We start from the raw sequence: 12,691 nt of genomic DNA, 5'->3' as shown, positions 1-12,691 counted from the left end.
CTCTGCGGCATCAGGGGATGAAAAAAGCGAGGGTGCGTCGGAGTTTTTCCAACGCACTCTCGCTCATGCTTGGGGTCAAACTTGGCGGACAAGCCGCCGTTTTTCAGGGGATTAGGTCATTACTTCTCCGCCAGAAGCTTGTTCAGTTCCTCCATAAAGGTGCTGATGTCCTTAAACTGACGGTAGACCGAAGCGAAACGGACATAGGCCACCTCATCCACCTTTTTCAGCCGCTCCATCACCAATTCGCCAATGCGGGCGGAGGGAATCTCCCGGTCCATGTCGTTTTGCAGGACCTGTTCAATCTCATTGGCCATATCTTCCAGGGTGGCAAAAGCCACCGGCCGTTTTTCACAGGCCCGGATCATGCCGTTGAGCAGCTTGGTCTTGTCAAAGGTCTGACGGCTGCCGTCCTTTTTAATTACCATCAGGGGCAGACTCTCCATGGTCTCATAAGTGGTAAAACGCTTATGGCAGGCCAGACATTCCCGGCGGCGGCGGATGCTGGACCCTTCGTCGGATGGACGGGAGTCCACAACCTTGCTCTCCGGGTGAGAACAAAACGGACATCTCACAGCGGCAGCCCTCCTTTGAAACACAGCTCCAGGCCAGGCCCAGGCAAAATATAGTAGCTTCTGTCGTGTTATTATACCATACTTTGTTGCCCGTTGGTATCCCTGAAATGAGAAAGTTTTTGTATAAATCAGGAAACACCGGGGCAAGCTAGGAACGGTGAAAGCGAGGTGAGCACCATGCAGAACCAGCATAACGAGCAGAAGAAGTCCAGAAACCAGAATCCCGCTCCCCAGGACTGCAAGCATCCCCAGAGCAAGAAGCAGGAGCAGCCCCAGGATAAGACCGGTGATCCCAACCGTCATTGACCCCTTTTTCGTGGGCCGGAATATCCGGCCCACAATTTTTTATTTTTTTCATTTTTCCTCTTGACATTTCTCTGTAGTTTGCTATAATAACACCTGCGCTCACGAGAGTGGCAAACAAATAGCGGGATTGTGTAAGGGTAGCACAGCAGACTCTGACTCTGTATGTGAGGGTTCGAATCCTTCTCCCGCTGCCAAAGCGAGACAACTTCGGTTGTCTCGCTTTTTTCTTTTTCGGTACCTCCCGTCCCCAGCCTGCGTATACTGGGCTGTGGGGGGCAAAGGCCCGTCACGATTTTGATTGGGGGTACTTCATCATGTGTTGTAACAACCGGAATCGCTGCTGCCGCTGCGGCGCCTCTGAGAACAACAGGACCACTTCCAGTGACCTGTTCTCCGGCCTGACCCTGTCCGACCTGTCCGGCACCGCCGGCGGCCGTCAGGTCTATCTCACCATCCCGGCTTTCCTGTGGGCTGCCGATCGGGAGGAGGACACCTCCTGCGGCTGCGGCTGCTGTCGCTGCTGCTGAGCCCCACGCCGCCCCCTTCAGGGCGGCTACTTACCCCCAATCCCCGCCCTGCGATCCAATCGCAGGGCGCTTTTTTTGCGCTTTTTTCGTGAATTTGAACAGTTCTGAAGATTATCCTCTGGAGTTTCCAAAAAAAGTCTTGACAAATCACTTCCGCCTGCTAAAATATGCTTAAATTATTTTATTTAAAAATTTTTAAGTAAAATGATTTAACTAAAATTTTTGAATTGTTTTGTGAGGAGCATTACCATGGATTTCGAGAAGATTAAGGATATCATTGTGGAGACCCTGAGCTGCGACGCCGACAAGGTGACCCCCGACGCCCGCCTGTCCGAGGACCTGGAGGCCGATTCCCTGGCTGCCGTGGAACTGTCCATGGCTCTGGAGGAGGCCTTCGGCGTGACCATCGCCGACGAGGACCTGCCCAACATGAAGACCGTGGGCGACCTGATGAAGTACATCGAGGATCACGCTGAGTAAGAGGAAGAAAACGGGCATCGGTGCAAACCGATGCCTTTTTTCCGAAAGGAGCCGTTATGACCAACCAAGAGATTTTTGAGCTGATGGCCCGCTTTGACCAGAGCGGCATCACCACCTTCAAGCTGAATACCAAGGACTTTACCCTGGAGCTGGGCAAAGGCGGCAGCGCTGCCGTTCCCGCCGCTCCCGTGGGCGCACCCGCACCTGCCGCTGCTGCGCTCACCCCGGCGGCTCAGCCCGATGGTCCCTGCATCACCGCCCCCCTGGTGGGCACCTTCTATGCCGCCTCCGCCCCCGACGCCGAGCCCTTCGTCAAGGTGGGCGACAAGGTGAAGAAGGGCCAGACCGTCTGCCTCATGGAGGCCATGAAGATGATGAATGAGGTCCACGCCCCCTGCGACTGCACCATCGAGGCCATTCTTCAGGAGGACGGGGCTCTGGTGTCCTTTGGGGACCCCCTCATTCGTTACCGGGAAGGGTGATTCCATGTTCAAGCGTATTTTGATCGCCAACCGGGGCGAGATCGCCGTCCGGGTGTTCCGGGCCTGCCGGGAGCTGGACATCGAGCCTGTGGTGGTCTACTCCCAGGCCGATTCGGAGGCTCTTCATGTCCAGCTGGCGGAGCGGGCCTACTGCATCGGCCCCGCCCGCTCGGCGGACAGCTACTTAAATGTGGACGCCATCCTCACCGTGGCCCAGGCCACTGGGTGCGATGCCATCCACCCCGGCTACGGCTTTCTGTCGGAAAACGCCGATTTCGCCGACGCCTGTGCCCAGGCGGGCATTGCCTTCATCGGCCCTTCCGGCGATGTGATCCGGGCCATGGGCAACAAGGCCGCCGCCCGCAAGCTGATGGTGGCCGCCGGTGTGCCGGTGGTCCCCGGCTCCGACGGAGCAGTGGACACCGCCGAGGAGGCCAAAGCCCTGGCCGACTCCATCGGCTACCCTGTGCTCATCAAAGCTGCCGCCGGCGGCGGCGGCCGTGGTATGCGCCGGGTGTTTGAGCCCGACCAGCTGATCCCCCTCTTTGAGGAGGCCCGCAGCGAGTCGGTGGCCTGCTTCGGCAGTGGAGAGATGTACCTGGAGAAGCTGATCCTCAACCCCCGGCACATCGAGTTCCAGATCCTGGCCGATTCCCAGGGTCATGTGATCCAGCTTGGGGACCGGGACTGCTCCATCCAGCGGCGCAACCAGAAGCTGCTGGAGGAGTCCCCCTCCAAGGCCCTCACCCCCGAGCTGCGGGAGCGTATGGGAGCCGCCGCCGTGGCCGCCGCCAAGGCCGCCCACTATGAGAACGCCGGCACCATTGAGTTCGTACTGGACCCGGAGGGCAACTTCTACTTCATTGAGATGAACACCCGGATCCAGGTGGAGCACCCGGTCACCGAGCTGGTTACCGGCATGGACCTGGTGCGGGAGCAGATCCGTATTGCCGCCGGTCTCCCCCTGTCCCGCACCCAGGAGGAGGTCACCCTCAACGGCCACGCCATCGAGTGCCGCATCAACGCCGAGGACCCGGCCAACGACTTCCGCCCCTGCCCGGGCAAGATCGATTTCGTGCACCTACCCGGCGGCTGCGGGGTGCGGGTGGACACCGGCCTGTATACCGGCTACACCCTGCCCCCCTACTACGACTCCCTGATGGCAAAGCTCATTGTTCACGCCCCCACCCGGCTGGACGCCATCCGCCGGATGCGCCGGGCCCTGGAGGAGCTCATCATCGAGGGTCCTGCCAACAACGCCGATCTGCTCCATCAGATCATGCACCACCCCGACTTCATCCGGGGCAACTATAACACCGGCTACCTGGAGGCCAACATGGACACCCTGCTGGCCTGGAGCCGCAGCGGAGAGGAGGAACCTAAGGCATGAGCAACGTCTTTGCCCAGCGGCGTCAGAAGCTGCTCTCCCTGAAGGCCCTCCGGGGCAGTTCCCCCGCCCCCGCCCATACCGAGGAGACCTGTCCCGCCTGCGGCGGCACCTTCCGCCGCAAGGATCTGGTGACTGCCCGGTACGTCTGCCCCCTGTGCGGCCACCACTATCCTATCGGGGCCTATTATCGCCTCAGCCTGGTGCTGGACAAGGGTACCTTCCGGGAGTTGGACGCCGCCCTGTCCTCCAACGACCTCCTGTCCTTCCCCGGCTACTCCGCCAAGCTGGAGGGAGCCCGCCGCCGCACCGGCATGAACGAGGCGGTGGTCACTGCCACCGGCCGTATCAATGGCCAGAAAGTGGCCATTGGTGCTCTGGACAGCCGGTTCTTCATGGGCAGCATGAGCGCCGCCCTGGGCGAGAAGGTCACCCGGCTGGTGGAGTATGCCGAAAAATATAAGCTGCCCCTCATCCTCTTCTCCGCCAGCGGCGGAGCCCGGATGCAGGAGGGCATTTTGTCCCTGATGCAGATGGCCAAGACCTCCGCCGCCCTGGAGCGGTTCTCCCGCAAGGGCGGGCTGTACATCTCCGTGCTCACCCACCCCACCACCGGCGGCGTCACCGCCAGCTTTGCCAGCCTGGGCGACATCATGCTGGCCGAGCCCGGCGCCCTCATCGGCTTTGCCGGCCCCCGGGTCATCGAACAGACCATCGGCGAGAAGCTGCCTGAGGGTTTCCAGAGCGCCGAGTACCTGCTGGAACACGGCTTTCTGGACGCCATCGTCCCCCGGACCCAGCTGCGGGACACCCTGATTCAGCTGCTGAAACTGCACGGGAAAGGAGGGAACGACCGTGGCAAATAACCTGACTCCCGCTCAGCGGGTGGCTCTGGCCCGCCATCAGGACCGGCCGGGCACCGCGGACTTCATCGCCGCCCTCTTCACCGATTTCTTTGAGCAGCGGGGCGACCGCCTGTGCGCCGATGACGGCAGCATTCTGGGCGGCGTGGCCCTCTTCCACGGCCAGCCGGTTACCGTCATCGGTCACCGGAAGGGCCGCACCCTGGAGGAACACCTGGCCTACCACTTCGGTATGCCCTCCCCCGAGGGCTACCGCAAGGCCCAGCGGCTGATGGAGCAGGCGGAGAAGTTCCGCCGCCCCGTCATCACCTTCATCGACACCCCCGGCGCTTATCCCGGCTTAGAGGCCGAGGCCCGGGGCCAGGGCGAGGCCATTGCCCGTACTCTGGCTCTCTCCTCCGCCCTCACCGTCCCGGTGATCTCGGTGGTCACCGGCGAGGGGGGCAGCGGCGGCGCATTGGCTCTGGGTGTGGGCAACAAGGTACTCATGCTGGAAAATGCCGTCTACTCCGTCCTCTCCCCCGAGGGCTTTGCCGCCATCCTGTGGAAGGATTCCTCCCGCAGCGACGAGGCCTGCGACGTGATGAAGCTCACCGCCGCCGACCTGCTGGAGCTGGGCGTCATCGATGCCGTGATCCCCGAGCCCACCCAGGGAGCCCATACCGACCTCCATGCCGTCTGCCGCTCCCTGGACGCCGTCCTGGCCAAGGAGCTGGCGGCACTGAACAAGCTGAACGGTCAGGCTCTGGCCACCCAGCGCTACAAAAAATTCCGCTTAATGGGCAGCAAGGCCCTGAGAAAGGAGCGCCCATGAACGGAATCAAACTGTTGAGCACCGGCTCCGCCCTGCCCCGCCGGGCGGTGACCAACGACGATATGTCCAAGATCGTGGACACCAACGACGAGTGGATCGCCACCCGCACCGGTATCCGCAGCCGTTACCACTGTACCGAAGGGGAGAGCCACACCTCCCTGTGCCTGGCCGCCGCCAAACAGGCTCTGGAGCGCTCCGGCATCAGCCCGGAACAGATCGGGGTATGCATCGTGGCTACCCTGTCCCAGGATTTTCTCACCCCTGCCGCCGCCTGCATCCTCCAGCGGGATCTGGGCTTTCCGGAGGACACGGTGTGCTTCGACCTGAACGCCGCCTGCTCCGGCTTTGTGTACGGTCTCCATACAGCGGAATGCCTGTTGGCCACCGCAGAACGGAAGTACGGCCTCATTGTGGGCGTGGAGGCCCTGAGCCGCATCACCGACTTCACCGACCGCTCCACCTGCGTTCTCTTTGGAGACGGCGCGGGAGCCGCCGTGGTGGAGTGGCGGGCGGACTATCCTTCCCTCTGCGGAGTGCTGGGCTGCCGGGGCAATCAGGAAGCCCTGTACGTCCCCGGAGCCAACAGCACCGATCCCTCCTACATCCATATGGATGGCAAGGCGGTGTTCCGCTTCGCGGTAGAGGCCCTGCCCCGCTGCGCCAAAGAGGTGCTCAAAAAGGCGGGCCTCACCCTGGAGGACGTGGACCGCTTCGTGTTCCACCAGGCCAACCAGCGCATCATTGACTTTGCGGTGAAGAAGCTGGGAGTGGACCCCGCCAAATGTACCGGCAACATCGCCCGCACCGGCAACACCTCCGCCGCCAGCGTGCCCCTGCTGCTGGATGAGCTGGTCACCTCCGGTCAGCTGACCTCCGGCCAGAAGGCCCTGTGTGTGGGCTTCGGCGGCGGCCTGACCTGGGCGGGAGCCCTTTTGGAATTGGCATAAAACGGTGGGGCGTCGAGTACGCCGCCCGTTTCTTTGATAAGGAGCTTACTATGAAACTGAACGAATTGTTGGGGATTGAATTCCCCATTATCCAGGGCGGCATGGCCAACGTGGCCACCGGCGCTTTCGCCGCCGCCGTATCCAATGCCGGTGCTCTGGGCCTCATCGGCTCCGGCGGCATGGATGCCGACGCCCTGCGCCGTGAGATCCAGGTGGCCAAGTCCTCCACCGACAAGCCCTTCGGCGTCAACCTGATGCTGATGAATCCCCACATTGAGGATCTGGCCCGCGTGGTGGTAGAGGAGGGTGTCCAGGTGGTGACCACCGGCGCCGGCAACCCCGGCAAGTACGTCCCCGCCTGGAAGGCCGCGGGCATCAAGGTGTTCCCCGTGGTAGCCGCCCCCATCTTGGCCAAGCGTCTGGAGCGCTACGGCATTGACGGCATTATCGCCGAGGGCACCGAGAGCGGCGGCCATGTGGGCGAGATGACCACCATGGCCCTGGTGCCCCAGGTGGTGGACGCGGTGAGCGTGCCCGTCATCGCCGCCGGCGGCATTGCCGACGGCCGCCAGATGGCCGCCGCCTTCGCCCTGGGTGCCTGCGGCGTGCAGATCGGCACCTGCCTGCTGGCCAGTGAGGAGTGCCCCATCCACGACAACTACAAGCAGGCCGTGGTGAAGGCCGGGGCCAACGATACCACCGTCACCGGCCGCACCGGCGGCGCCCCCGTCCGGGTGCTGAAGAACAAGATGGCCCGGGAGTACCTGCGCATGGAGAAGCAGAACCTGCCTCTGGAAGAGATGGAGAAGCTGACCCTGGGCTCCCTCCGCCGGGCGGTGTTTGACGGCGACCTGGACACCGGCAGCTTTATGGCCGGTCAGGTGGCCGGCATGGTAAAGGAGGTCCGTCCCCTGCGGGCCATCTTTGAGGACATGATGAGCGGCTGTCAGGCCGTTGTGAAAGGACTGAACGTATGAGCCTCGCCTTTTTGTACGCCGGACAGGGCAGCCAGCATCCCGGCATGGGGGCCGACCTCTATGAGGCCTATCCTGTATTCAAAGCCGTGCTGGACAGCGCCGATGTGGACTTTGACCTGAAAACCGTCTCCTTCACCGACCCCGACGGGGTGCTGAACCAGACCGAGTATACCCAGCCCTGCATGGTGGCCTTTGCCGCCGGTATGACCGCCATCCTGTATGAGATGGGCATCCGGCCCGATTACGCCGCCGGTCTCAGCCTGGGCGAGTATTCCGCCCTCCAGGCCGCCGGGGTGTTTACCCCCGCCCAGGCCATCTCCCTGGCCGCTTTCCGTGGCAAGGCCATGGCCTCCGCCGCTGCCGGTATCCCCTGCGGCATGACCGCCGTACTGGGTCTGGACCGTGAGAAGCTGCAGCAGGCCTGCGATCAGGCCGCCGACGCGGGCGTGGTGGAGATCGCCAACTACAACTGCCCCGGCCAACTGGTCATCGGCGGTGCCCAGGAGGCGGTGAACAAGGCCGCTTCCATTGCCAAGGAGCTGGGCGCCAAGCGCTGTCTCCCTCTGAAGGTCAGCGGCCCCTTCCACACCTCTCTGCTGGCCCCCGCCGGCGACGCCCTGCGGGAGAAGTTCCAGAGCGTCACCTTTGGAGAGATGGCCTTCCCGGTGCTCTTCAACTGCCTGGGCCATGAGATGGGCGAAAACGACACCATCCCCGTTCTGCTGGAGAAGCAGGTCCAGTCCTCCGTCTACATGGAGGACACCATCCGCCGCCTGGAGGCGCTGGGTGTGGACACCATCGTGGAGATCGGCCCGGGCAAGGCCCTCAGCGGCTTTGTGAAAAAGACCGCCCCCTCCATCAAGACCTACGCTGTGGAGACCGTCGCCGACATCGAGGCTCTCTCCGCTGCTTTGAAAGGATAACTGTATGAGCATGAATGGAAAAATCGCCGTAGTCACCGGCGGCAGCCGGGGTATTGGCAAGGCTATCTGCCTGGAGCTGGCCCGCCGGGGCGCCAACGTGGTGTTCTCCTACGCCGGCAACACTGCCGCCGCCGAGGAAACCCTGGCCGCCCTCAAGGAGTTGGGTGTGGAAGCCCGTGCCGTTCAGGGCAGCGTGGCCGACCCCGCCGCCGTGAAGGCCCTGATGGACACCGCCGTGAAAGAGCTGGGCGGCCTCCACATCCTGGTGAACAACGCCGGCATCACCCGGGACAACCTGGCCATGATGCTGAAGGAGGAGGACTTCGACGCGGTCATCGAGACCAACCTGAAGGGCGCCTTCCTGTGCATGAAGGCCGCCGCCCGGCCCATGATGAAGGCCCGCTACGGCCGCATCATCAACCTCAGCTCGGTGGTGGCCCTCCGGGGCAATCCCGGCCAGATCAACTACTGCGCCAGCAAGGCAGGCGTCATCGGCATGACCAAGTCCCTGGCCAAGGAACTGGGCGGACGGGGTGTCACCGTCAACGCCATTGCTCCCGGCTACATCGCCACCGACATGACCGCTGCCCTTCCCGAGGCCGCCCGGGAGGCCATGCTGTCCACCATCCCCGCCGGCCGGGCCGGCACCCCCGAGGACGTGGCTGCCGCCGTGGCCTTCCTGGCCTCCGATGAGGCGGCCTACATCACCGGACAGGTCCTTTCCGTCGACGGCGGCATGGGTATGTGAGGAGGAACAAGATCAACTATGGAAAAACGCAGAGTCGTCATTACCGGCATGGGGACCGTGAATCCCCTGGGCCACAACGTGGCCGACACCTGGCAGGCCGTCCGCAACGGCGTGTGCGGCATCGCCCCCATCACCCAGTACGACGCCGCCCCTCAGAAGGTCCATCTGGCCGCCGAGGTAAAGGACTGGGACCCCACTTCCGTGCTGGATAAGAAGGAAGTACGCCACATGGCCCGCTACTCCCAGCTGGCTATGGCCTCCGCCAAGGAGGCGGTGGCCGACAGCGGTCTGGATCTGGAGTCCATCGACCGCACCCGCTGCGGCGTCATCGTCTCCAGCGGCATCGGCGGCATCGGGGTTACCGAGTCTGAGCAGACCCGCTGCTCCGAGAAGGGCTTTGACCGGGCCTCCCCCTTCTACATCCCTTCCGCCATCGCCAACATGGGCGCCGGCCTCATTGCCATCGCCTTTGGCTTCCGGGGTATGTGTACCTGCCCCGTCACCGCCTGCGCCGGCGGCTCCAACGCCGTGGGCGACGCCTTCCGCCACATCCGGGACGGCTATGCCGAGGTGATGCTGTGCGGCGGCGCCGAGTCCGCCATCACCCCCCTGTCCATCGGCGGCTTCACCACCATGCGGGCCCTCCATGTGGGGGACGACCCCAACCGGGCCTCCATCCCCTTTGACGCCCAGCGCTCCGGCTTCGTTATGGGCGAGGGCGCCGGTATCCTGGTGCTGGAGGAGTATGAGCACGCCAAGGCCCGGGGGGCCAAGGTGTACGCCGAGGTGGTGGGCTACGGCGCCACCTGCGACGCCTACCACATGACCGCCCCCGCTCCCCACGGGGAGGGCGGCGCCCGGGCCATGGCCCAGGCTCTGTCCGACGGCGGCGTGGCCCCCGAGCAGGTGGGCTACATCAACGCCCACGGCACCTCCACCCCCCTGAACGACTCCGGCGAGACCGACGCCATCAAGACGGTGTTCGGCGACCACGCCTACAAACTGGCAGTCAGCTCCACCAAGTCCATGACCGGCCATATGCTGGGCGCCGCCGGTGCGGTGGAGGCCATCTTCTCTGCCCTCACCCTGAAGGACGGATATCTGCCCGCCACCATCAACTATCAGGAGGCCGATCCCGCCTGCGACCTGGACTATGTGCCCAACCAGGGCCGGAATGCCGACATCCAGTACGCCCTGTCCAACTCCCTGGGCTTCGGCGGTCACAACGCCTGCGTGCTGTTCAAGAAGTGGGAGGGTTAAACGCTATGGAACTCAACTCCAATCAGATTGCTGAGATTCTGCCCCACCGCTACCCCTTCGCCCTGGTGGACCGCATCGTGGACGGTGAGGCGGGCAAGTGGGCCAAGGGCATCAAGTGCGTCAGCGTCAACGAGCCCTTCTTCCAGGGCCACTTTCCCCAGTACCACGTCATGCCCGGCGTCCTCATTCTGGAGGCCCTGGCCCAGGTAGGCGCGGTAGCCCTGCTGTCCCTGCCGGAGAACCGGGGCAAGATCGCCTTCTTCGGCGGCATCAAGAACGCCCGGTTCCGCCGCCAGGTGACCCCCGGCGACGTGCTGGAGCTGGAATGTACCCTCACCAAGCAGAAAGGGCCGGTGGGCATCGGGGAGGCCAAGGCCACCGTCAACGGACAGGTGGCGGCCACGGCGGAGCTCACTTTTGCCCTGGGTAAGGATTCCTGATTGCCCTCCCCTCCGCCGTTTGTTATAATAAGAAAAAGATCAAAAATGCGGAGGCACGGGTATGCTGGAAGAGAAATTTGAGATAGTGTATACGAAATTTAAACTTCACTTTTATCAGGAGATCTTCGAGCGGTTCCAGAACCGGGAGGCCAGCCTGACCACGGTGGAGACCTTCGCTATGGAGACCATCCAGGCCCTTGGGTCCCCCACCATCAACGAGTTTGCCTCCTTTATGCGTATTTCCCCGCCCAATGCGGCTTATAAGATCAACAGTCTCATCCGCAAGGGCTATGTCCAGAAGATCCAGTCGGAGCATGACAAGCGAGAGTACCACCTGCAGGTAACCCAAAAGTACAAGGAGTATTACAACATCAGCAACGACTATGTACACGTAGTTACCGAGCGGATGCGGGAGCGGTTCACCCCCGCTGAATGTGCCAAACTGGAGGAGATGCTCTCCATCATCAGCAAAGAGCTGATGCCGGAAATCCGTCTGGGCTCCGCCGAGGCCTGAACCAATCAAAAAAAGACGTGCTGCCGTGGCAGCACGTCTTTTTTCATTGGATATCCAGTTCCGGCGGCACATCGATCTCATCGGACACATATTTGCCGTTCTTTTTCCGCTGCCGGACGCACTCGGTGAGCAGATACTCGATCTGTCCGTTCACCGAGCGGAAGTCGTCCTCTGCCCAGGCCGCAATGGCTGCATACAGCTTGGGGGACAGGCGCAGGGGCACCTGCTTCTTACCATCGCCCGCCATATCAGTACAGGCTGCCGGAGTTGACCACCGGCTGGGCGTCCCGGTTGCCGCAAAGTACCACCAGCAGGTTGGACACCATGGCTGCCTTCCGCTCCTCGTCCAGTTCCACCACCTGCTTCTCGCTGAGCCGCTCCAGGGCCATCTCTACCATGCCGACCGCCCCGTCCACAATCATCTTCCGGGCATCGATGATGGCGGATGCCTGCTGCCGCTGGAGCATCACCGCGGCGATCTCGGGGGCATAGGCCAGGTAGGTGATGCGGGCCTCGATAATCTCCAGTCCGGCCTGAGCCACCTTGCTCTGGATCTCATCCTTGATGCGGGAGGCCACCACCTCGCTGGAGCCCCGCAGGCTGCCTTCGTCGGCGATGCCGTCGCCGGTGGTGTCCACGTTAGGGGCCACGTCATAGGGGTAGATACGCACAATGTTCCGCAGGGCGCTGTCACACTGGAGGGACAGGTACTCTTTGTAGTTGTCCACGTCGAATACCGCCTTGGCGGTGTCCACCACTCGCCACATGACGGCGATACCAATCTCCACCGGGTTGCCCAGGCAGTCGTTGATTTTCTGGCGGTTGTTGTTCAGGGTCATGATCTTCAGGGAAATTTTCTTACCGGCCGCCTGGGCTTCTGCCTTCTTCTCCGCCTTGCTGCCGCCATCCACGTCACCGCTCTGGTTCAGCTTGGTCTGGGCTGCCGGATTGACCCCGGAGCAGAAAGGGTTGACGTAGTAGAAGCCCTCCCCCTTCAGCGTGCCGATGTACTTGCCGAACAGGGTGAGCACCAGGGCCTCCTGAGGTTTGAGTACCTTCAGGCCACACAGGAAGATCCAGCCCAGGGACGCCCAGACGATGCTCACGATCAAAATGACGATTGCCGCCACATCCATGCCGCCGGTCTCATCCTGAACGGCGGCCCACACGATGCCGATGACCGCCAGCACATACAGAGCCAGAATGAGCAGCAGCATGGGCATACCCTTTTTCTTGCCGGTTAAAATCTTCTCTTCCATAAGAGCACCTCCCGCTCTCTTTTTGATATCAAAATAATATCATCAAAATATCAGATTGTCAAGAGGAGGACAATGAACACAACCACCAGCGAAGCTGGTGGTTGTCACTATGCGGGCATAGCCCTCTGTTCCTCGCGGACGCGTGCAACGCGTAATACGGTCTGCCAGCTGCGTAAGGACTGTTACTTG

17 protein-coding genes and 1 tRNA gene are annotated in these 12,691 nt (G+C 62.4%); 15 read left to right on the top strand and 3 right to left on the bottom strand.

Annotation, left to right across the window (positions count from 1 at the left end):
• Positions 1-119: 119 nt before the first annotated feature.
• A complete protein-coding gene (gene nrdR, locus B5F94_RS14505; protein ID WP_087189029.1) occupies positions 120-575 on the bottom strand; it encodes a transcriptional regulator NrdR in 456 nt (151 codons plus the stop codon).
• Positions 576-752: 177 nt separating this feature from the next.
• On the opposite strand from nrdR, the gene B5F94_RS17070 reads away from it, so the two are divergent.
• From B5F94_RS17070 to B5F94_RS14435, 15 genes are all read left to right on the top strand, one after another.
• On the top strand, positions 753-881 hold the full coding sequence (locus tag B5F94_RS17070) for a hypothetical protein (protein WP_255396452.1): 129 nt from the start codon (positions 753-755) through the stop codon (positions 879-881).
• Positions 882-1,001: 120 nt separating this feature from the next.
• Positions 1,002-1,075 (top strand) — tRNA-Gln (locus tag B5F94_RS14500).
• Positions 1,076-1,195: 120 nt separating this feature from the next.
• Positions 1,196-1,408, top strand: coding sequence for a hypothetical protein (locus B5F94_RS14495; RefSeq protein ID WP_087331129.1), 213 nt, complete (start codon positions 1,196-1,198; stop codon positions 1,406-1,408).
• Between the two features lie 249 nt (positions 1,409-1,657).
• Complete coding sequence (gene acpP / locus B5F94_RS14490) at positions 1,658-1,888, top strand: acyl carrier protein (RefSeq protein ID WP_087331127.1); 231 nt, start codon at positions 1,658-1,660, stop codon at positions 1,886-1,888.
• A gap of 56 nt (positions 1,889-1,944) precedes the next feature.
• Positions 1,945-2,370 carry an acetyl-CoA carboxylase biotin carboxyl carrier protein gene (accB, locus tag B5F94_RS14485; protein WP_087331126.1) on the top strand — a complete coding sequence of 142 codons (426 nt, stop codon included), beginning with the start codon at positions 1,945-1,947 and terminating at the stop codon, positions 2,368-2,370.
• Positions 2,371-2,374: 4 nt separating this feature from the next.
• On the top strand, positions 2,375-3,760 hold the full coding sequence (accC, locus tag B5F94_RS14480) for an acetyl-CoA carboxylase biotin carboxylase subunit (RefSeq protein ID WP_087331124.1): 1,386 nt from the start codon (positions 2,375-2,377) through the stop codon (positions 3,758-3,760).
• On the top strand, positions 3,757-4,623 hold the full coding sequence (gene accD, locus B5F94_RS14475; protein ID WP_087331122.1) for an acetyl-CoA carboxylase, carboxyltransferase subunit beta: 867 nt from the start codon (positions 3,757-3,759) through the stop codon (positions 4,621-4,623). The genes accC and accD overlap by 4 nt, the downstream gene beginning before the upstream one ends.
• Positions 4,613-5,434, top strand: a complete 822-nt coding sequence (locus tag B5F94_RS14470) for an acetyl-CoA carboxylase carboxyltransferase subunit alpha (RefSeq protein ID WP_087331120.1) — start codon at positions 4,613-4,615, stop codon at positions 5,432-5,434. Before accD ends, B5F94_RS14470 begins: the two co-directional genes overlap by 11 nt.
• Positions 5,431-6,381, top strand: coding sequence for a beta-ketoacyl-ACP synthase III (locus B5F94_RS14465; RefSeq protein ID WP_087331118.1), 951 nt, complete (start codon positions 5,431-5,433; stop codon positions 6,379-6,381). Before B5F94_RS14470 ends, B5F94_RS14465 begins: the two co-directional genes overlap by 4 nt.
• A 50-nt stretch (positions 6,382-6,431) precedes the next feature.
• A complete protein-coding gene (locus B5F94_RS14460; protein ID WP_087331115.1) occupies positions 6,432-7,358 on the top strand; it encodes a DUF561 domain-containing protein in 927 nt (308 codons plus the stop codon).
• Positions 7,355-8,281, top strand: coding sequence for an ACP S-malonyltransferase (fabD, locus tag B5F94_RS14455; RefSeq protein ID WP_087331113.1), 927 nt, complete (start codon positions 7,355-7,357; stop codon positions 8,279-8,281). The genes B5F94_RS14460 and fabD overlap by 4 nt, the downstream gene beginning before the upstream one ends.
• Before the next feature lie 4 nt (positions 8,282-8,285).
• The gene (fabG, locus tag B5F94_RS14450; RefSeq protein ID WP_087331111.1) at positions 8,286-9,029 is read left to right on the top strand and encodes a 3-oxoacyl-[acyl-carrier-protein] reductase; all 744 of its coding nucleotides are present in this window, start codon (positions 8,286-8,288) and stop codon (positions 9,027-9,029) included.
• 18 nt (positions 9,030-9,047) lie between these two features.
• Positions 9,048-10,289, top strand: a complete 1,242-nt coding sequence (gene fabF, locus B5F94_RS14445) for a beta-ketoacyl-ACP synthase II (protein WP_087331109.1) — start codon at positions 9,048-9,050, stop codon at positions 10,287-10,289.
• A gap of 5 nt (positions 10,290-10,294) precedes the next feature.
• Entirely contained in the window at positions 10,295-10,729 is a 435-nt protein-coding gene (gene fabZ / locus B5F94_RS14440; protein ID WP_087331107.1) for a 3-hydroxyacyl-ACP dehydratase FabZ, read from the top strand.
• A 61-nt stretch (positions 10,730-10,790) separates the two neighbouring features.
• The gene (locus B5F94_RS14435) at positions 10,791-11,243 is read left to right on the top strand and encodes a MarR family transcriptional regulator (protein ID WP_087331105.1); all 453 of its coding nucleotides are present in this window, start codon (positions 10,791-10,793) and stop codon (positions 11,241-11,243) included.
• Positions 11,244-11,286: 43 nt separating this feature from the next.
• On the opposite strand, the gene B5F94_RS14430 is transcribed toward B5F94_RS14435, so the two are convergent.
• Positions 11,287-11,490, bottom strand: a complete 204-nt coding sequence (locus B5F94_RS14430; protein WP_087331103.1) for a PTS ascorbate transporter subunit IIC — start codon at positions 11,488-11,490, stop codon at positions 11,287-11,289.
• A 1-nt stretch (position 11,491) separates the two neighbouring features.
• On the bottom strand, positions 11,492-12,502 hold the full coding sequence (locus B5F94_RS14425; protein WP_087331101.1) for an SPFH domain-containing protein: 1,011 nt from the start codon (positions 12,500-12,502) through the stop codon (positions 11,492-11,494).
• Positions 12,503-12,691: the final 189 nt, after the last annotated feature.

The sequence above is a fragment of the Flavonifractor sp. An4 genome (assembly GCF_002161755.1).
GTDB classification, from domain to species: Bacteria; Bacillota; Clostridia; order Oscillospirales; family Oscillospiraceae; genus Flavonifractor; species Flavonifractor avicola.
The sequence above is the reverse complement of the archived record's forward strand: the minus strand, read 5'-3'. Positions and strand labels throughout refer to the sequence as shown.